General features: G+C 72.1%; 15 protein-coding genes. 8 read left to right on the top strand and 7 right to left on the bottom strand.

All coding sequences use genetic code 11. The features are described 5' to 3' along the window. Positions 1-86: 86 nt before the first annotated feature. Positions 87-1,604 carry a bifunctional UDP-N-acetylglucosamine diphosphorylase/glucosamine-1-phosphate N-acetyltransferase GlmU gene (gene glmU / locus ABLE53_RS05245; protein WP_348857639.1) on the top strand — a complete coding sequence of 506 codons (1,518 nt, stop codon included), beginning with the start codon at positions 87-89 and terminating at the stop codon, positions 1,602-1,604. A gap of 39 nt (positions 1,605-1,643) precedes the next feature. Then, complete coding sequence (locus ABLE53_RS05240) at positions 1,644-2,624, top strand: ribose-phosphate diphosphokinase (protein WP_425474839.1); 981 nt, start codon at positions 1,644-1,646, stop codon at positions 2,622-2,624. 17 nt (positions 2,625-2,641) lie between these two features. Here ABLE53_RS05240 and pepN read toward each other — a convergent pair whose 3' ends face one another. Further along, positions 2,642-5,062, bottom strand: coding sequence for an aminopeptidase N (gene pepN, locus ABLE53_RS05235; protein ID WP_348857638.1), 2,421 nt, complete (start codon positions 5,060-5,062; stop codon positions 2,642-2,644). Positions 5,063-5,345: 283 nt separating this feature from the next. Between pepN and ABLE53_RS05230 the strand changes: the two genes are divergently transcribed. Both ABLE53_RS05230 and pth read left to right on the top strand, forming a co-directional pair. After that, a complete protein-coding gene (locus ABLE53_RS05230) occupies positions 5,346-6,026 on the top strand; it encodes a 50S ribosomal protein L25/general stress protein Ctc (RefSeq protein ID WP_348857637.1) in 681 nt (226 codons plus the stop codon). Positions 6,027-6,067: 41 nt separating this feature from the next. Then, on the top strand, positions 6,068-6,670 hold the full coding sequence (gene pth, locus ABLE53_RS05225; RefSeq protein ID WP_348857636.1) for an aminoacyl-tRNA hydrolase: 603 nt from the start codon (positions 6,068-6,070) through the stop codon (positions 6,668-6,670). 10 nt (positions 6,671-6,680) lie between these two features. On the opposite strand, the gene ABLE53_RS05220 is transcribed toward pth, so the two are convergent. Next, positions 6,681-7,382, bottom strand: coding sequence for a helix-turn-helix transcriptional regulator (locus ABLE53_RS05220; RefSeq protein ID WP_348857635.1), 702 nt, complete (start codon positions 7,380-7,382; stop codon positions 6,681-6,683). Between the two features lie 495 nt (positions 7,383-7,877). Between ABLE53_RS05220 and ABLE53_RS05215 the strand changes: the two genes are divergently transcribed. The 3 genes from ABLE53_RS05215 (at position 7,878) to ABLE53_RS05205 (ending at position 11,468) form a co-directional block, all read left to right on the top strand. Beyond that, positions 7,878-9,278: a sensor histidine kinase gene (locus ABLE53_RS05215; RefSeq protein WP_348857634.1), complete on the top strand. Its 1,401-nt coding sequence runs from the start codon at positions 7,878-7,880 to the stop codon at positions 9,276-9,278. Then, positions 9,262-9,945, top strand: a complete 684-nt coding sequence (locus ABLE53_RS05210; protein WP_348857633.1) for a response regulator — start codon at positions 9,262-9,264, stop codon at positions 9,943-9,945. The genes ABLE53_RS05215 and ABLE53_RS05210 overlap by 17 nt, the downstream gene beginning before the upstream one ends. A 161-nt stretch (positions 9,946-10,106) precedes the next feature. Then, on the top strand, positions 10,107-11,468 hold the full coding sequence (locus ABLE53_RS05205) for an exopolysaccharide biosynthesis polyprenyl glycosylphosphotransferase (protein ID WP_348857632.1): 1,362 nt from the start codon (positions 10,107-10,109) through the stop codon (positions 11,466-11,468). A gap of 136 nt (positions 11,469-11,604) precedes the next feature. On the opposite strand, the gene ABLE53_RS05200 is transcribed toward ABLE53_RS05205, so the two are convergent. From ABLE53_RS05200 to ABLE53_RS05190, 3 genes are read right to left on the bottom strand one after another with little or no spacing between them, the layout of a single operon-like run. After that, a complete protein-coding gene (locus tag ABLE53_RS05200; protein ID WP_348857631.1) occupies positions 11,605-12,891 on the bottom strand; it encodes a DUF4910 domain-containing protein in 1,287 nt (428 codons plus the stop codon). Positions 12,892-12,897: 6 nt separating this feature from the next. Then, positions 12,898-13,914, bottom strand: a complete 1,017-nt coding sequence (locus tag ABLE53_RS05195; protein ID WP_348857630.1) for an NAD-dependent epimerase/dehydratase family protein — start codon at positions 13,912-13,914, stop codon at positions 12,898-12,900. A 9-nt stretch (positions 13,915-13,923) separates the two neighbouring features. Next, positions 13,924-14,556, bottom strand: coding sequence for a PIG-L deacetylase family protein (locus ABLE53_RS05190; RefSeq protein ID WP_348857629.1), 633 nt, complete (start codon positions 14,554-14,556; stop codon positions 13,924-13,926). A 132-nt stretch (positions 14,557-14,688) separates the two neighbouring features. Here ABLE53_RS05190 and ABLE53_RS05185 point away from each other — a divergent pair, with 132 nt between their 5' ends. Beyond that, entirely contained in the window at positions 14,689-16,290 is a 1,602-nt protein-coding gene (locus tag ABLE53_RS05185) for a right-handed parallel beta-helix repeat-containing protein (RefSeq protein ID WP_348857628.1), read from the top strand. Between the two features lie 160 nt (positions 16,291-16,450). Here the strand turns inward: ABLE53_RS05185 and ABLE53_RS05180 are convergent, their stop codons facing one another. Together ABLE53_RS05180 and ABLE53_RS05175 are read right to left on the bottom strand one after the other, a co-directional pair. After that, positions 16,451-17,287, bottom strand: a complete 837-nt coding sequence (locus tag ABLE53_RS05180) for a sugar phosphate nucleotidyltransferase (RefSeq protein ID WP_348857626.1) — start codon at positions 17,285-17,287, stop codon at positions 16,451-16,453. Position 17,288: 1 nt separating this feature from the next. Then, a complete protein-coding gene (locus ABLE53_RS05175; RefSeq protein WP_348857625.1) occupies positions 17,289-18,560 on the bottom strand; it encodes a class I SAM-dependent methyltransferase in 1,272 nt (423 codons plus the stop codon). Between the last annotated feature and the right edge of the window lie 108 nt (positions 18,561-18,668).

The following is an 18,668-nucleotide window of genomic DNA, read 5'->3' as shown; positions in this document are numbered from 1 at the left end:
CACCATGTCTGCTCCCGTCTCCTGGCGGCCTTCCTCCCATGATGCCGTCTCGGGCGCCGTGGCCGCGCGAGCCTAGACTCCCGGCCATGAGCGAGCTGACGGTGATCGTGCTGGCCGCGGGTGGCGGGACACGGATGAAGTCGAAGACGCCGAAGGTGCTCCACACCCTGGCCGGTCGGAGCATGGTCGGTCACGTCCTGACCGCCGTACGCGACACCGGTGCGGCGCGGGTGGTCGCGGTCGTCGGCCACGGCCGCGAGCAGGTCGGGCCGCACATCGCCGAGCTGATGCCCGAGGCGGTCATCGCGGTCCAGGAGGAGCAGCTCGGGACCGGCCACGCCGTACGCGTCGCCCTGGAGGCGGCGGGCCTCGACACGTCCACCGGTGCCGGGACCGTGCTGGTGGCGTACGCCGACACCCCGCTGCTCCAGGGCGAGTCGCTGCGCGCGCTGGCGGCCGACCACGAGGCCTCGGGGTGCGCCGCGACGATCCTGACGGGGCGGGTCGCGAACCCGTTCGGCTACGGCAGGATCCTGCGCGACGCGACCGGCGCGGTCGCGGCGATCGTCGAGGAGAAGGACGCGACCGACGAGCAGCGCGCGATCACCGAGATCAACTCCGGGATCCTCGCCTTCGACGCTCGGTTCCTCGCCGACGTGCTCCCGAAGATCGGCAACGACAACGCGAAGGGGGAGTACTACCTGACCGACGCCGTCGCCCTCGCCCGGGACGCCGGCCTGGAGGTGGGGGCCTACGTCCTCGACGACGTCATGCAGACCGAGGGCGCCAACGACCGCGCCCAGCTCGCGGCGCTCGGCCGGGAGCTCAACGCCCGCATCCTCACCCGCTGGATGAGGGACGGCGTGACCGTGATGGACCCCGCCACGACCTGGATCGAGGCGGACGTCGAGCTCGCCCCCGACGTGACGATCCTGCCCGGCGTGCAGCTGCTCGGCGCGACCAAGGTCGACGAGGACGCCGTCATCGGGCCCGACTGCACGCTCAAGGACTGCGAGATCGGGGCCGGCGCCCGCGTCGTGCGCGCGCACGGCGAGCTCGCCGTCATCGGCCCGAAGGCCGACGTCGGGCCGTTCTCCTACCTGCGTCCGGGCGCGCGGCTCGGCGAGGGCGGGAAGATCGGCGCGTTCGTCGAGGTGAAGAACTCCGAGATCGGCGCCGGCGCCAAGGTCCCGCACCTGTCGTACGTCGGCGACGCCACCATCGGCGAGGGCAGCAACATCGGCGCCGGGACGATCTTCGCCAACTACGACGGCGTGAAGAAGCACCGCACCACGATCGGCACGCACGTGAAGTCCGGCTCGAACGTCACCTTCGTCGCTCCGGTGGACGTCGGCGACGGGGCGGGGACCGGCGCCGGCGCCGTCGTACGCCAGGACGTGCCGCCGGGCGGCCTGGCGCTCAGCGCGGGCCCGCAGCGGGTGATCGAGAGCTGGGCGCAGGCGAAGCGGGCCGGTACGCCGCAGGCCGCTGCCGCCGAGGCGGCGACCGAGGCTGCCGCCGACGGAACATCAGATGAACGAGAGGCGACTCACACGCCGGACCCCGGGGTTGGGGATCCGCGCGGTGGTGCGCGAGAATCCTGACGTATCACCAACTGACTCCCCCGGGGCAGGAGTGCGCGCGTGACCGGAATGAAGCGGACCACCGAGAAGAACCTCATGGTCTTCAGCGGCCGGGCACACCCGGTCCTCGCCGAGGAGGTGGCCGAGCTTCTGGGGACCCAGCTCGTCCCGACGTCGGCGTACGACTTCGCCAACTCCGAGATCTACGTCCGCTACGAGGAGTCGGTCCGCGGCTGCGACGCGTTCGTGATCCAGAGCCACACCGCGCCGATCAACCAGTGGATCATGGAGCACCTGATCATGGTCGACGCGCTGAAGCGGGCCTCGGCCAAGCGGATCACCGTCGTGATGCCGTTCTGGGGCTACAGCCGGCAGGACAAGAAGCACCGCGGTCGCGAGCCGATCTCGGCGCGGCTCGTCGCCGACATGTTCAAGACCGCCGGCGCCGACCGGATCATCACCGTCGACATGCACGCCGACCAGCTCCAGGGCTTCTTCGACGGTCCCGTGGACCACCTGTTCGCGCTGCCGCTGCTGGCCGACCACATCCTCGAGAAGTACGGCTCCGAGAAGCTCGCCGTCGTCTCCCCGGACGCCGGCCGCATCAAGGTCGCCGAGCGCTGGTCCGCCCGGCTGGGCGGCGTCCCGCTGGCGTTCATCCACAAGACCCGCAACATCGACCGGCCCAACGAGACCGTCGCCAACCGCGTCGTCGGCGACGTCAAGGACCGGGTCTGCGTGCTGACCGACGACATCGTCGACACCGGCGGCACCATCGTGAAGGCAGCCGAGGCGATCATGGCCGCGGGCGCCGCGGGCGTGATCATCGCCGCCACCCACGCGATCCTCTCCGACCCTGCCGTCGACCGGCTCAAGAACAGCCCGGCCGTCGAGGTGGTCATCACCAACACGCTGCCGCTGCCCGAGGACAAGCGGTTCGACAAGCTCACCACGCTCTCCATCGCGCCCATCCTCGCGCGTGCCATCCGCGAGGTCTTCGAGGACGGCTCGGTCACCTCGATGTTCGACGGCCACGCCTGATCCGAGGCTCGTCCGCCCTACGCCCGATCGTCGAGCCTGTCCTCCCACGCCCGCCGCAGAGTGACGGGTACGTCGCCGGCGAGCGCCGCACGGACGTCGTCGAGCTGCCCGGGGTCGAGGTGGAGGGCCGGGAAGGCGCGGCCGACGACGCCCTCGAAGGCCTGGCCGCGCTTGGCGAGGCGCGGGGCCTCGGCGAGGTAGGCGGCGACGTACGGGCGGAGAAGGTCGGCCTGCTCCGGTGACCACAGGCCGTCGGCGATCGCGCTGAAGTGCCGGTTCGAGACGTCCGGGTCCTCGGCGAGCGACGCCCAGGCGGCGGCCTTCGCCTCCTCGGTCGGTCGGGCGGCCAGCGCCCGGGCGGCACCGAGATCCGCCTCGAACGAGCCGTCCCGCTCCCGCTCGGCGGCGACCAGCCCGGCGCCGGCCTCGCCCAGCTCGGCGAGCCGGGCGACCGTGCGCCAGCGGACGCTGGGCAGCAGCGGGACCCGGGCGGAGCCGCCGGTGCGCACCTCGCCGTCCGCGAGCCACCGCCGCAGCAGCCCGGAGTCGGGGCTGGTCGCCGCGAGCAGGGCCACGTGCGCAAGGGCCCGCTGGTCATCGGCGGCGGCGTCGGCGAGTCCGGCGGCGGCCGCACCGGCGATCCGCGCCACCGCGCCGGCGGCCTCGGCCGCGGGCACTCGAGCGGGCACGACGGCGTACCTCGCCCGCGCCAGCACCGCCTCCACGATCGACGGCTCGGGCTCGGCGGGCAGCTGCGACCCGACCAGCGCGAGGAAGGCGTCGGCGGAGAGCTCCCGGTCGCGGACGAGGCGGAAGGCCGTCGACCACAGCACCGCCCGCACCAGCGGGTCCTCGAGCCGGGACAGCCCGCCGGAGAGGACCGACCAGGAGTGCTCGTCGAGCGCGAGCGCGGCGAAGGTCTCACCATGGGCGTTCGGTACGACGGCCAGGCCGGCGTACTCCGGGAGGGCGACCGGGTCCTCGTCCAGCTCGAGCGGCCGGGTCCCGACCAGCCGCAGCGAGTCGTCGTACGCCGCGACCGTGACGGCGTGGGGCCGCAGACCGTCCCGGGCGAGGACGGGTACGTCCCCGTCGCGACCGACGCGGATCGTGTCGTGGCCGCTGCGGCGCAGCCAGAGCTCGACCCAGCGGCGTACGTCGCGGCCGGAGACGGAGTCGAGCGAGTCGACGAAGTCGGCGAGGGTGGCGTTGCCGAGGTGGAAGCGGGTCAGGTGCGCGTTGATGCCGGCGAGGAACTCCTCGTCGCCGAGCCAGGTGGCGAGCTGGCGGAGGCAGGCGTTGCCCTTCGCGTACGAGATCGCGTCGAAGATCGCCGCCGCCGCGTCGACGTCGGGGACCTCCTCTGCCAGCGGTGCGACCGGATGCGTCGAGCGGCGCCGGTCGCCGTCGTACCCCCACGGCTTGCGGCCGATCTCGAGGTCGACGAGCGTCCCCTCGAAGCCGGCGCCGTCGGCTGCGACGCGGTAGCCCATGTAGTCCGCGAACGACTCCTGCAGCCAGGTGTCCTCCCACCAGGTCATCGTCATGTCGTCGCCGAACCACATGTGGGCCATCTCGTGCGCGATCACCATCGCCCGCTGGCGGCGGTGCCGATCGGTGATCGCACCGCGCGGGAGCAACTCGTCGCGGTAGGTGACACAGCCCGGCATCTCCTGCGCGCCCCAGTTCAGCCCGGGGACGAAGGCCTGGTCGTAGGAGTCGAAGACGTACGGCTCGGTGAAGAGCTCCGCGTAGTGGTCGAAGCAGGCCTCGGTCGTGGTGCGCAGCTCGGCCGCGTCCCGGTCGAGCTCGGCGGCGAGCGAGCGGCGGGCGTGCCAGCCGAACGGGAGCCCGCGGTGCTCCCACCGCACCGAGTGCCACGGGCCGGCGCAGACGACGACCAGCGACGGCGGGATCGGGGGCGTACGCGCGAACTCCCACCGGCCCCCGCCGGACGACGCGACGCTGCCGTTGGACAGCACCGTCCATGCCGGGTCGGCGGTCACCGACACCGCGACGGTCGCCTTGAGGTCGTTCTGGTCGAAGCAGGCGAAGACCCGCTGGGCCACGTCGAGGCCGAGGTAGGCCGAGACGTACCGCTCGCCGTCGGCGGGGTCGGTGAACGTGTGCATCCCGTCGCCGTCGGTGACATAGGGGATCCGCGCGTCGACGACGACCTCGTTGGTCCGGTCGGTCAGCAGGCCGGCGAGGGGCAGCCGGCGGCCGTCGTACGCCGCCTCGGCGGGCTCGCCGTTGACCGTCATCGCCACCGAGGTGGCGCCCCTGAGCTCGAGGAACGCCTCCGGCACCGCGCTGTCGAAGCGGACGGTGGTGACGCTGCGGAAGTCGTCGCGACCGGTGAGGTCGAGGTCGAGGTCGTAGGAGAGCCGAGAGAGTACGCCGGCGCGCTGCCGCGCCTCGGTGAGGGTGAGGGGCACGCGGCCACCGTAGGGCCGCGCCACAACTGTGGGAGGCCACGGCGGCGGCGTCGCGGGTCGCGGCGAGATTTCGCCGCACCGTGAGTCCCGGCCTAGACTTGCGTGGTTGCCTCGGCGAGGGAGCGCGTCCCGGACGCGGACTCCGTGATCGACAGGGCTGGCGTCGGTGTCACCGACATGTGCCGCGCGTCCTGTCGGGCGCGCGGTTTCTTCGTCTCCAGCCGCCGGGCAGCCACCGACGTCAGCACCGTTCAGCATCACTGTGGGACCACCGAGGAGCACCATGGCCACCGAGAAGATCACCGCCGAGACCCGCACGGAGTTCGGCAAGGGCGCCGCCCGCCGCATCCGCCGCGAGGACAAGATCCCCGCCGTCGTCTACGGCCACGGAGGGGACCCGATCCACGTCACCCTGCCCGGCCACGAGACCATGATGGCGCTCAAGCACCACGGCCCGAACGCCCTGCTCGAGCTCTCCATCGACGGCAAGACCCAGCTCGCGCTGACCAAGCAGGTCCAGCTCGACAGCGTCCGCCGCCTCATCGAGCACGTCGACTTCATCGCCGTGAAGGCCGGCGAGAAGGTCACTGTCGAGGTTCCGATCGTCATCGTCGGCGAGGCCGCCCCGGAGACCCTCGTCACCACCGAGCGCGACGTCGTCGCCCTCGAGGCCGAGGCGACCCACGTGCCGGAGTCCGTCGAGGTCTCCGTCGAGGGCGCCGAGGCCGGCACCCAGATCACCGCGGGCGAGCTCACCCTGCCGGAGGGCACCACCCTCGCCGCCGACCCGGAGCTCCTGGTCGTCCACATCTCGCAGGCCCAGACCGCCGCGCAGCTCGAGGCCGAGCTCGAGGCCGCCGAGGCCGAGGCCGGCATCACCCACGAGGAGCACGAGGAGGCCGAGGCCGCCGAGGCTGCTCCCGCCGAGGAGCCCGAGGCCGCCGCGGCCCCCGAGGCCGAGTGACCCTCCGGTCACGTCCTCGCTGATCGGAAACGGACACAGCGTTGAACGACGCTGACGGCGTGTGGCTGGTCGTCGGCCTGGGCAACCCCGGGCCGACGTACGCCGGCCACCGCCACAACATCGGCTACCTCGTCAACGACGAGCTGGCCCGGCGGCTGGGCGGCTCCTTCAGGAGCCACAAGTCCGGCCGCGCCGACGTGCTGGAGGGGAGGCTCGGGTCCGTGGGCTCGGGCCTCCCCGGCCCGCGCGTCGTGCTCGTCCGCCCTCGCTCGTACATGAACGAGCTCGGCGGCCCCACCAAGGCGCTCGCCAACTTCTACAAGGTGCGGCCCGACCATCTCGTCGCGATCCACGACGAGCTCGACATCCCCTTCGACACGATGCGGGTCAAGCTCGGCGGCGGCGACAACGGCCACAACGGGCTCCGGTCGCTGCGCGGCTCCCTCGGCACCGGCGACTTCTACCGCGTCCGGGTCGGCATCGGCCGGCCGCCGGGGCGGCAGGACGTCGCCGACTACGTGCTGTCGAACTTCAACGCGACCGAGCGCAAGGAGCTCCCGTTCGTGGTCGACCAGGCCGCCGACGCGGTCGAGTCGCTCGTCCTCGACGGCCTGGAGAAGACCCAGCAGCGGTTCAACTCCTGACCCGCACGGCTCAGCGTTGGCCCACCGTCGGCGGCGGGTGGTGGATCTGGGTCTCCAGCTCCATCAGGTGGCCGAACGCCGCGACCGCCGCGAGCTGCGAGTTCACGTCCAGCTTGCGCAGCACCGCCTTCACCTGGCTGCGCACCGTCGTCGGCGACACCTCGAAGATCGCCGCGATCCGGGCGACCGAGTCGCCGTCGTACAGCAGGCGGAGCACCTCCCGCTCCCGCGGGGTGAGCGAGCGGACGCGCTCCTGGAGCTCCTGGCGCTCGGCGTACACCCTCCGCCACGACGCGCGCAGCTCCTCGGCGTCCTCCGGCGGCTCGACCTCGCCGCGGGCGGCGGCCGCCAGCACCTCGTGTACGACGGCCAGCGGGGTGTCGCTGGTGAGGACCGTCCGCGCGCCGAACTCGAGCGCCGCCCCCCACAGGGGGCCGCGCGCCGCACCGGTGAGCATCACCCACGGCACGCGTAGCGAGCTCATCACCGAGGCGACGCCGCGGACGCGCGGCCAGCGGTCGAGGTCGCTGATCATCAGGCCGACGTCGAACCGACGGGCCCCTGAGACACGGGGGCCGGGGACCTGGTCCCCGGCCCAGCGCAGGATCGACACCGAGAGTCCGCGGTCGTTCAGTGCGGCCCGGACCGCCTCACAGACCAGCGACTGGTCCGAGGCCACGGCGACGCGCAGCCGAGCGGATTCCACCGCCATCTCCCTCTCCCGACTCCGCAGGATCGCGGTCCCCAGGCCAACCCCACCGACATGCTCCCTACGCCGGAGCGGGCTCGTCTTCACACCGCAGATCTTCGATTGGGGCGCCATTCGGTGATCTGGTAGGACGTCCAACCTCACCGAATTCGGGGAGGGCAGCCGGCGCCGGTCACGCCCGATCGTGTGGACTAGATCAGGGACCTCCGGCCCGTGATGCTCATCAAGTTTCGGTATACGGTCCCCAGCATTCGGTAACGGTTCTCGGGTGCTTAATACGTTCCCGATCACTGATAACCGACGCGATCAGGGGACGGTCCAACGGGCCGTTTTCGGGGGGAAACGGGGCTTTCGGGGAGCCTCGCAGGCAGGGAAGCTGCCCCTGGTCGCCTCGTCCTGGGAGCACGAGTGACAACTCCATCTTCATCACGCCTGCGCTGGAGCTGGAAAGGCGCAGCGCTGGCACTACTGGTCTCTGTCTCACCCACGATCTTTCAGGTGGTGACGGGGCACAACGACGTGCAGGCCGCCACCACCGCGTCGGACGGTCTCACGATCGCCCCGGCCTCCATCGTGGTCGCAGTCTGCCTCTACACGGTGTGGCGGATCTCCTCCGCCACGTCCCCCACCTGGATCGTCGCCGGCGGCGCCCTTCTCGGCGTCCAGTCGGTCAGCATCGCGGCGCTCCAGGTCGCCCATCCGCACCACACCGCCGCCCAGCACGCCTGGATGGCGCTGGCCGACCTGCTGGTGCTCGCCACCATCCTCGGTCTGCGCTGGCTGGTGTGCCGACCGGCTCTCCGACACCGCAACGCCTTCGCGATCGGCGCCGCCGCAGGACTCGCCGTCGGGACGCTGCGGGTCGTCGCGGTCTCCCGCCTGCCGCATCTCGAGCCGACCCTCCCCTACCGGGTGCTCGTCGCGGTCGTCGGGATCTCGCTGGCCGGCACGCTGTGCTGGCTGCTGCTCCGGGCGGCGCCGCTCCCGCTCGTCGTACGCGAACGGCTCGTCGCCGGAGTCCTGCTCCTCACCGCGAGCCACACGGTCACCAACCTCGACGGCGCGGTGCGCGACCCGCTCAACTCCTCGGTCGCGCTGGCCTGCTCCGTGGTCGGCTCGATGGCGTTCCTCGGGGCAGGCATCGGCCTGCTGCGTCGCTCGCTCACCGCCGAGGTCCGGCTCACCCGTTCGCTCCGGACGCGGCTGGAGCTGGTCGAGGAGGACCAGCGCCGCCACCGGGCGCGCATGCACGAGATCGAGTCGATGATGGCCGGGATCATCTCGGCCAGCGAGCTCCTCAGGGATCCGGCGCGGGTACCCGCCGACCGGCGCGCTCACCTCGAGGAGATGATCCACGACGAGCTCGGCCGGCTGGAGCGGCTGCTGCGCCGGCAGCGCGCCGCGCAGCCGACGGTGCCGCTGCCGCGGATGCCGGAAGAGGCCACGGTCGACCTCGACCGTACGCTCCGTCACCTCGCGCTGGCCCACGAGGCCAAGGGGACGACGGTGCGGTGGCTGCCGAGCGGGCGCCGCGTGAGCGGCCATCCCGACGACATCACCGAGGTGCTCAACATCCTGCTGGACAACGCCGCCAGGCACGGTGACGCGGCCGCCTCCGTGTCGGTGCAGGAGGCGCCGCACGCCGTCGAGATCCTGGTCTCCGACAACGGGCCGGGCATCGCGCCGGAGATCCGTGAGCAGCTCTTCCAGTGGGGCGCCCGCGGCCCGTCGTCGCCGGGCCAGGGGATCGGCCTGCACATCGCCAAGGACCTCGTCACGAAGGCCGGCGGCTACCTGAACGTTCGCGACCCGGAACCCGACACGACCGAGCGGCCCGCGGGCGCGACGTTCGTGATCGGCCTGCCGAGACCGGAGGCCGGCGATGGCGTCCTCGCGTAGCCAGGTCAGGGTCGTCATCGTCGAGGACCACGTCCTCTTCGCGGAGTCGCTCGAGCTGGCGCTCTCCGTCGAGGGGTACGACGTCCGGCGGCTGACCCTGCCGACGGAGCCCTGCTCCCCGGGGACGCTGGTCGCGGGCATCCTGCGCCAGCACCCGCGGATCGTGCTGCTCGACTTCGACCTGGGACGGTTCGGCGACGGCGTACGCCTCGTCGAGCCGCTGGCCAAGGTCGGCACCGACGTCGTCGTCGTGACGGCGGCGACCGACGAGGCCCGGTGGGGTCAGGCGCTGCGGCACGGCGCACGGACCGTGCTCTCCAAGTCGCAGCCGCTCAACGACATCCTCGGCACGGTGCGCCGCCTCAACCAGGGGCTCAGCGTGCTCGACGTCCACGAGCGGGAGAAGCTCATCCGCCTGTGGCACCAGCGACGTCATGAGATCGCCGACCTCCAGACCAAGATCGACCTGCTCACCGCGCGCGAGTCGCAGGTGCTCGGCCATCTCATGCGCGGCCGGACCGTGCACGAGATCGCCACCTCGAGCGTCGTCTCGGAGGCGACCGTGCGCACCCAGGTCAAGGCCATCCTCGCCAAGCTCGAGGTGTCGTCGCAGATCGCCGCCGTCGGTCTCGCGCACCGGCTCGGCTGGAAGTCACCGGTCGCCTGAAGGCTTCCCCTGGGGCCCGGACCAGCTCGGCTGGTCCGGGCCCCTCCGTCGTCTCCCGGTGATCCGATCCGTCTGGTCCACTCGTCGCGCTGTTTAGCCGATTTGCGGCATGCCGTCGGGCGCCGTCTCCAGCACCCTTGAGGGGGCGTCGGCCGGGGGGCATGACGCGAAGGCCCGAGCAGATCGGAGGGCCGCTCATGACGACGGTCGCGGTCCGGACCGGCTCGGGTCCCGCACGCACGGTCCTCACGGGCTGGCGGAGCGGGCGCGGTGTCGTCGCGCTGACCGCCCTGCTCGACGTCGGCGCGGTCATGCTCCTGGCGCTGTACCTCGTCGACATCTCCCCGCTCCGCTCGGTCACGGCTGCGCTGCTGTGGGCGGCGGTGCTGCAGGCCACGGTGCCGAGCAGGGTCGGCGACGTCCACACCGCGGTGACCGGCGTCGGCCGGGGCATCGCCGTCGCCGGCCTGGGCTGCTGGGTCGGCGGGGCGATGTTCCACCTCCCGATCCCGGAACGGCGGCTCGTGTTGCTGCTCGCCTGTGCGGCGGTCGCCTCGCTGCTCGTCCGGCTCACCGTCGGCCGGGCGGCCGCGCCGCTCGGCGTCCTCGTCGTCGGGGGCGCGGAGGACCGCGAGCTGCTCGCCGAGGAGCTCGCGCTGCTGAGCGGCGGCCGGCTCGTCCCGCTCGGGCACTGCGAGCCCGTCGACGCCGCCGGCGCCCTGGCCGACCTGCGGCCCGACGCCGTCCTCGTCGTACCCGGGCCCACGCTCGGCGGCCGGCTCGTCCAGCGGCTCACCTGGGAGCTCGAGGCCCACGGCGTACCCCTGCTCGTCGGGACGCGGCTCCACGACGTCGCCCCCGCGCGTACGGCGGCGCTGCGACTCGGGCAGCTCGGCCTGCTCCACGTCGCCCATCCCCGGCACGCCGGCGTGCGACGGGCCGTGAAGTCGCTCTGGGAGCGTACGGCGGCCGCGCTCGCGCTCCTCCTGCTCACCCCGCTCCTGCTCGTGGTCGCCGTCGCGATCCGGCTCGACTCGCCCGGCCCGTCCCTCTTCCGGCAGACCCGGGTCGGCCGCGCCGGGCAGCCGTTCACGATGCTGAAGTTCCGCACCATGTGCGCCGACGCCGAGGCCCGGCTGGCCGAGCTCCAGGCCCGCCCGGACCACGTCCTCTTCAAGCTCGAGCGGGACCCGCGGGTGACCCGGGTGGGGCGGCTGCTGCGGCGGTACTCCCTTGACGAGCTGCCCCAGCTCGTCAACGTCGTACGCGGCGAGATGGCGCTCGTCGGCCCGCGTCCCGCACTGCCGCTCGAGCTCGACAAGTACGACGAGGACCCGCTCCGCCGGCTCGCCGTCACCCCCGGCCTCACCGGCCTGTGGCAGGTCTCCGGCCGCTCCGACCTCTCCTGGGAGGACTCGGTCAGGCTCGACCTCGACTACGTCGACAACTGGTCACTGGGCCTCGACCTCGCCATCCTGCTCCGCACCGTCGGCGCCGTACTCCGCCACCACGGCGCCTACTGACGTTGATTCGGGGGTTCGGACCCGTCGAGTCGGGGGTTCGGACCCGTCGAGTCGGGGATTCTGGTCGGGTCGACCCGACCACAACCCCGGACTGGACCGGTCACAACCCCGGACTCGACCGGTCACAACCCCGGACTCAACGGGCGAGGAGGCCGGCAGCGGCGAGGTCGTCGGCGGCGCGACGGATCGCGGAGAACGGCAGCCCGGCGCGGTCGGCGATGTCGAGCAGCGCGGTGCGGCCGTCGGAGTAGGCGAGCGTCCACAGCATCGCCATGACGGCGTCGGAGGCGGACTTCCCGCCGGTGGTGGGGTAGAGCCCGTAGGCGCCGAGCCGCGGCTCGCCGTACGGCTTGAGGTTGGTGTACGCCGCGTCGTGCTCGAGCACCTCGACGATCTCCTGCAGCGCCGTGAGCGCCTCGAGGAGGTGGTCGTCGGTGACGAGGGTGAGGTCGTCGGCTGAGGTGTGGTACTCCGGGTACTCCCCGTGCGGCGTCCGCGACAGCCGCCCCGCCGGCAGGTCGAAGCCGAGGGCGTTGAACTGCCGCTCGTCGTAGCCGTACGGCGAGTAGTCGCGCAGCTCGCCGCCGTGCGCGCGGACGACGTGGGCGGCCGCGCGGTCGACGGGCCGGTCCCCGTGGCGGGTGCGCTTGTAGACGAGCGGCCCCGGTCCCCCGAGGCCGGTGAGGACGAGCACGTGGTCGAGCCGCGGGAGGACGTCCGCGCTCTGCGAGAGCCAGGTGATCGAGCCGATCGTGCCGGGTGCGAAGAGGAGCCGGAACGCGTGCCGGCGGGGCTGCTCGGCGAGCCATCCGGCCAGCTCGATCGCCACGGTCAGGCCGGCGAGGTTGTCGTTGGCGAGCGAGGGGTGGCAGACGTGGCTCGTCACCAGGATCTCCCGGTCGCCGGGGCCGTCGGTGGCGGGCAGCACGAGCTCGCCGTACGTCAGCTCGCCGGGCTCCAGCGTCGTGTCGACGACGACGTCGAACGGTCCGTCGCCGAGGTCGTCGTACGCCCGCTGGGAGAGGCTGAAGCCCCAGTCGCGGCTGTAGTACGACGTCCGGTAGGGGATCCAGTCCGGGTGCTCCGGCAGGGTGTGGAGGTGCGGCTCCAGCTCCCCGCGCGTCAGCCGGCCCCTGAACGGCACGCTGTAGCTCACCAGGTGGAGGGTGTGGTCGGCGAGGTCGACGACCCGCCTCCCCGACGGGTCGGTGATGTGGGCCTCGCGGACGTTCCACTCCTCCGGCACCGTCCAGTCGTACGCCGGGGTGCCGGAGGGCACGCCCTTCACCTCGAGCGGCAGCGGGACGGGCGCGGTCTCGGCGAGGATCGCGAGGGTCTCGCGTACGCCGTCGCCGGTGATGCTGCGGCAGATCGGGTAGAGCCGCTCCATCCGCTCCCGCAGGCGCTCGGCGAGGTCGCTCATCGCCGCTCAGCGCATCCGGAGCAGGTCGTCCATCCGGCCGGACGTCTGCAGCTCGTTGATCCGCTCGAGCCGGACGAAGGTGTGCTCGAACTCCGCGGTGGTGAGGCCACGCTCGGCCATGTGGCCGGCGAGCTCGTCGATGCCCCGCGGCACCGTCCAGGCCGGCCGGAAGTCCGGCAGCACGCGGTGGATCTTCTCGAACGAGACCTGGTAGTTCCGGGTGTCCGCCGACGCGCCCGGCGCGAACGTGACCGGGCAGCCGAACTTCGCAGCCACCGCCTCCGCGATCGTCCGGATCTGGACGACGTCCTCGTCCCGCCCGACGTTGAACGCCTGGTCGTGGACCGCCTCGCGCGGCGCGGCCAGCACGCACTCCATGGCGAGCGAGATGTCGGCGATGTGGACCAGCGGCCGCCACGGGGTGCCGTCGCTCTGCAGCCGCACCTCGCCCTGCGTGTGGGCGACTCCCGACAGGTTGTTGACCACGATGTCGGCGCGCAGGCGCGGGCTGGAGCCGTACGCCGTCGCGTTGCGCATGTACGTCGGCGAGAACGAGTCGTCGGCGAGCTTGGAGAGCAGCTTCTCGGCGAGGATCTTGGACTCGCCGTACGGCGTCACCGGGTTGGTCTCCCCGGTCTCGTCGACCGGCTCGTCGCCCGCGGCGCCGTACAGCGAGCAGGACGACGCGAAGACGAACCTGCCCACGCCTGCGGCCTTCGCCATCTGGGCGACGTGCTCGGCGCCGTACGCGTTGACGGAGTAGGTCGCCTCCGGGTTCAGGTGGCCGACCGGGTCGTTGGAGATGGCGGCGAGCTGTACGACGGCGTCGAAGCCGCGCAGGTCGTCGACCGTCACGTCGCGCACGTCGCCCGTGCGCGAGTCGTAGTCGGGTGCGTAGCGGCCGAAGTCGCAGCCGTCGTACCAGCCGGCATCGAGCCCGACCACCTCGTGGCCGGCCGCGAGCAGGCGGGGGACGAAGACGGCGCCGATGTAGCCGCGGTCGCCGGTGACGAGGATCTTCATCTGGTTCTCCTAGAGGGCGACGAGCACCTTGCTCGCGTAGTAGGCCTCGGCGTACCGGCTGCGGCACTCCATGCCGCGCACCCGCATGAGGCCGAGGAACAGCTCGTCGTCCCACCAGTCGTGGGCGTGCTGGCTCGGGAAGCTCCGGTTGAGCAGGTCGACCTTGGCGTTCGCGGTGTCGGCGTCGAGCGGGACGTAGTGCGTGGGCGCGGCCATGTCGCCGTCCCACTTCGGGATCTCGTAGTGCAGTACCAGCGCGTCCCGCCAGACCGTCGGCACGAGCGTGCCGACGAGGCGGTGGTCCTGGTGCGCGTCGTCGACCCGCGGCGCGAGGACGAGACCCGGGCGGCACTCGGCGGCGAGCGCCTCGAGGGTGTCCTTGACCTCGTTCCAGTGGTCGGGGAGCCGGCCGTCGGGAAGGCCCGCGAAGTGGGTCTTCACGCCGGTGTGGATCTCCTCCAGCGCGGTGGTCGACTCGGCCACCCGGTCGGGCGTGCCGGTGAGCACCATGGTGGTCAGCCTGAGCTCCGGACGGGTCGCGAGGCGCAACAAGGTGCCGCCGCACCCGATCTCGATGTCGTCGGGGTGGGCGCCGAGGCACAGCACGTCGAGCGGGCCGTCCGGGAGCTGCAGGCCGAGCATGGTCATGACGCTACGAAGCGGACCGGGCCGGGTGGGCGGTACGCCGGCGGCGTACCCAACCTTGGGGAGTCGGCCCCCACCCGGGATCAATGGCCCTAGCCTCCGCGCGCGCACGGGGCGACAGTGCAGGTCATGCGTCCTGCCGATGCCGTACGCCGAGCCCGCGCCGCCGCGACCGCGGCGGCCGTGGGCGCGCTCGCCGTGGCCCTGGCCGGCTGCGGCGCGGACGCCGACTCCGCCCCCGGCACCCCGTCGCCGGGGGCGCCGGTCAGCACCGGCGCCGCGACCACGGCCGGCTCGGGAGGAGGCGGCGGCGCGCCGGCGTACGGCGCCGGGAAGCCCGCCAAGGTGTGCGGCTCGGCGCTCACCCGCGGGCCCGCCACGGCGCCCGCGGGTGCGGTCGTGGTCGGCACCGGGCAGCGGCTCGACGAGGTCGTGGACGCGCACCCGGCGGGGACGACGTACTACCTCACCGGCGGGCGCCACACCCTCGCCGCCGGCGCCTACCGGCAGGTGCAGCCGAAGGACGGCGACGTCTTCGTCGGGGCGCCCGGGGCGGTGCTCGACGGGCGGCAGGACAACCTCTACGCGTTCGGAGGGCAGGCGAGCGGGGTCACGATCCGGACGCTGACGGTGCAGGGGTTCGGCGGCAAGCTGGACAACCGGGACGAGGGGGTCGTCAACCACGACACCGCGCCCGGGTGGCGCCTCGAGGGCGTGACGCTGCGGCGCAACGGCGGTGCCGGCGTCATGCTCGGCTCGCACAGCGTGGTGAGGGACAGCTGCCTGGTGCGCAACGGGCAGTACGGCTTCAGCGCCTACGCGCCCGGCGGCGTCCGCGACGTCACGCTGGTGCACAACGAGATCGCCTTCAACGACACCGCCGACTGGGAGAGGCGGATCGAGGGCTGCGGCTGCACGGGTGGCGGGAAGTTCTGGGCCACCGCCGGCGCCGTCGTACGCGACAACTACGTCCACGACAACCGCGGCGCCGGGCTGTGGGCCGACACCAACGACACCGGGTTCCTCGTCACCGGCAACACGATCACCGACAACGCCGGCTCCGGGATGATGTACGAGACGTCGTACAACGCCCGCATCACCCGCAACACCTTCGCCCGCAACGCGCTCGTCGCCGGGCCGGGCGCGAGCTTCCCGCAGCCGGCGCTCTACCTCTCCGAGTCGGGCGCCGACCCGCGCGCTGGGCGCCGGTTCGGCTCCGAGCTGCTGGTGTCCGGCAACCTCTTCGAGGACAACTGGTCCGGCGTGATCCTGTGGGAGAACGCCGACCGCTTCGCCGGCTCGCCCGCCAACACCTCCTCCGGCGCGACGACGCTGGTCAACCCGAAGGTCGCGACCGAGGCGGCCTGCTCGACGCCGGCGACGGTCAAGACGAAGCCGTACGTCGACGACTGTCGCTGGAAGACCCAGCACGTCCGCGTCACCGGCAACCGCTTCGTCCTGCACCGCGCGAAGATCGAGGGCTGTACGACGAGGTCGCTGTGCGGCATCAACGGCGTCTTCTCGCAGTGGGGCACCTACCCCGCCTGGTCACCGTTCAAGGGCGACATTGTCGAGGACGCCATCACCTTCAAGCAGGGCAACCGCTTCACGAGGAACGCGTACGTCGGCCCGTGGCGCTTCATGGCCCACGAGCTCGGCCAGCAGGTCAGCTGGGCGCAGTGGCGCGCCGCGCCGTACGGCCAGGACAGCGGCAGCAGCCTGAAGCGGTGACGCCGCCCAGGGCCCGGGCGGCGGTGGATCTGCAACCGTTGTCCGCTCGGGATCGGTTGCTGAGGCACCGCTGCAGGCGCCGGAGCCGGGACAGCGGTGAGCCTGCAACCATCCTCGCCCGAGGTTCGGTTGCAGGCTCACCGCTGCCGGGTCGGGCGGCTCAGCAGGGTGCCGGCGACGGCACGTCGATCGGGACGATCGGGCGACCCTTGTCGACCGGCTTGTCGCGCCAGAGCGCCCAGGGGGAGATGCCGCGGCGGTAGAGGCTCTCCAGCTCGGTGCGCTCCTTGAGGGTGTCCATGGGGGCCCAGAAGCCGGCGTACGGGAAGGCGCGCATGCGCCCGTCGCGGGCGGCCTTGATGCAGCCGTCCATGACGAGGTCGTCGCCCTCCTCGAGGTAGTCGAAGATGCCCTGGCGGAGGACGAAGTAGCCGCCGTTGATGGAGTACGGCATGTCGGCCGCCGGGATGAGGCCGCGGACGTTGCCGGAGTCGTCCATGTCGACGACGTGGAAGGAGTCCTGCGGCTTGACCGCGAGGAACTGACCGACCGCGTCGGTCGACTCCAGCGCGTCGACGAGCTGGTCCATGGGAGCGTCGGTGAGGACGTCGCCGTAGTTGGCGAGGAAGACCTCGTCGCCCTCGAGGTAGGGCCGGACGCGGCGCAGCCGTTCGCCGATGGCGGTGTCCATGCCGGTGTCGATGAACGTGATCGTCCAGTCGCTGATGTCGGTGTCCAGCATGTCGACGTGCTGTCCGCCCTTGGTGAGGACGAAGTCGTTGGACGCGGTCTCGCGGTAGGTCAGGAAGTAGTCCTTCACCGCCTGGGCGCCGTAGCCGAGGCAGAGGATGAACTCGGTGTGCCCGAAGTGGGCGTAGTAGCGCATGATGTGCCACAGCACCGGGCGGGTGCCGATCGGCATCATCGGCTTGGGCAGCGTGCTGTTGTCGGCACGCATCCGCATGCCGAGGCCGCCGCAGAAGAGAACGACCTTCATGTCAGGCTCCTTGGATGATCTCGAGGTGCGGCAGGGCGACGACGAGCTTGCCGCCCCACTCGCTGACGTAGGACAGCTGCGCGGTGATCTCCTTGCGGAGGTTCCACGGCAGGATCAGGACGTAGTCGGGGCGCGCCGAGACGAGCGCGCTCTCGTCGTGGATCGGGATGTGCGTGCCGGGCAGGAACTTCCCGTGCTTGATCGGGTTCCGGTCGACGGTGAAGAGCAGCAGGTCGCTGCGGATGCCGCAGTAGTTGAGGAGCGTGTTGCCCTTGCCCGGGGCGCCGTACGCCGCGACCAGGCTGCCCTCGCGGTCGCACTGGATCAGGAAGTCGACGAGCGCGTTGCGGACCTGCTCGACGCTGTGGGCGAACCCGGCGTGGCCGGCGAGCGTGTGCAGCCCCGCCCGGGCCTCGTCGTCGAGCACCTTCTCGACCCGCGCGGACGGCTCCGGCGCGTGCTCGGTCGGCACCGACCAGGTGCGCAGCGAGCCGCCGTGGGAGGCGAGCTCGTCGACGTCGACCACCGTCAGCCCGGCGGCGGCGAGGACCCGCTGGGTGGTGAGCAGGCTCAGGTAGGAGTAGTGCTCGTGGTAGATCGTGTCGAACTCGTTGCCCTCGATCAGCCGCAGCAGGTGCGGGATCTCGATCGAGACCACGCCGTGCTTCCCGGGGGCGTCCGCGACCAGCGCCCGCAGCCCCTTGGCGAAGTCGACGATGTCCGGCACGTGCGCGAAGACGTTGTTGGCGACGACGAGATCGGCCTTGCCGTACTTCTCCGCGATCTTCGTCCCGGTCTCCTCGCCGAGGAACATCACCTCGGTGTCGATGCCCTTCGCGATCGCCGCGGCGGCCACGTTGCCCGCCGGCTCGATGCCGAGGCTGCGGATGCCCCGCCTGACCGTGTGCTGGAGGAGGTAGCCGTCGTTGCTCGCCACCTCGACCACGAAGCTGTCCTGGTCGAGGCCGCGCTTCTCGATCGCCTTCTCCACGAACGCCTCGGCGTGCTTGACCCAGGAGTCGGAGTAGGAGCTGAAGTAGGCGTAGTCGCTGAAGATGTCCTCCGCCGCGATGTACGACGGCAGCTGGACCAGCAGGCACTGCGGGCACACCCGCACGTGCAGCGGGTAGAACGTCTCGCCCTGGTCGAGCTGGTCCGCCGCGAGGTAGCTCTCGCACGGCGGCGACATCCCCAGGTCCACGAAGGTGTGGGTGAGCTCGGCGCCGCACAGGCGGCACAGCGGGTACGACGGATTGGTCGTCGGGTTGGACACGGTTCCCCCTCGTTCGGTCGACACCACGAGGGTCCGCGTCGTACGCCGGGGGGCGGTGCCGCGCCGGGGCCTTTTGCCCCATTTGGGTGAGCGGCCTCTCCGGGCGCC

Source organism: Nocardioides asiaticus (assembly GCF_040049175.1).
In the GTDB taxonomy this organism is placed as follows: domain Bacteria; phylum Actinomycetota; class Actinomycetes; order Propionibacteriales; family Nocardioidaceae; genus Nocardioides; species Nocardioides cheoyonin.
Note: the sequence above shows the minus strand (reverse complement) of the source record. Positions and strands in the feature narration are given on the sequence as shown.

Excerpts from the sequence above, each read along its gene's own strand:
- ABLE53_RS05205 (WP_348857632.1), top strand. The coding sequence starts at position 10,107 with ATGACGCGAAGGCCCGAGCAGATCGGAGGGCCGCTCATGACGACGGTC.
- ABLE53_RS05195 (WP_348857630.1), bottom strand. The coding sequence starts at position 13,914 with ATGAAGATCCTCGTCACCGGCGACCGCGGCTACATCGGCGCCGTCTTC.
- ABLE53_RS05220 (WP_348857635.1), bottom strand. The coding sequence starts at position 7,382 with ATGGCGGTGGAATCCGCTCGGCTGCGCGTCGCCGTGGCCTCGGACCAG.
- glmU (WP_348857639.1), top strand. The coding sequence starts at position 87 with ATGAGCGAGCTGACGGTGATCGTGCTGGCCGCGGGTGGCGGGACACGG.
- ABLE53_RS05230 (WP_348857637.1), top strand. The coding sequence starts at position 5,346 with ATGGCCACCGAGAAGATCACCGCCGAGACCCGCACGGAGTTCGGCAAG.
- ABLE53_RS05185 (WP_348857628.1), top strand. The coding sequence starts at position 14,689 with ATGCGTCCTGCCGATGCCGTACGCCGAGCCCGCGCCGCCGCGACCGCG.
- ABLE53_RS05190 (WP_348857629.1), bottom strand. The coding sequence starts at position 14,556 with ATGCTCGGCCTGCAGCTCCCGGACGGCCCGCTCGACGTGCTGTGCCTC.
- ABLE53_RS05210 (WP_348857633.1), top strand. The coding sequence starts at position 9,262 with ATGGCGTCCTCGCGTAGCCAGGTCAGGGTCGTCATCGTCGAGGACCAC.
- ABLE53_RS05180 (WP_348857626.1), bottom strand. The coding sequence starts at position 17,287 with ATGAAGGTCGTTCTCTTCTGCGGCGGCCTCGGCATGCGGATGCGTGCC.
- ABLE53_RS05200 (WP_348857631.1), bottom strand. The coding sequence starts at position 12,891 with ATGAGCGACCTCGCCGAGCGCCTGCGGGAGCGGATGGAGCGGCTCTAC.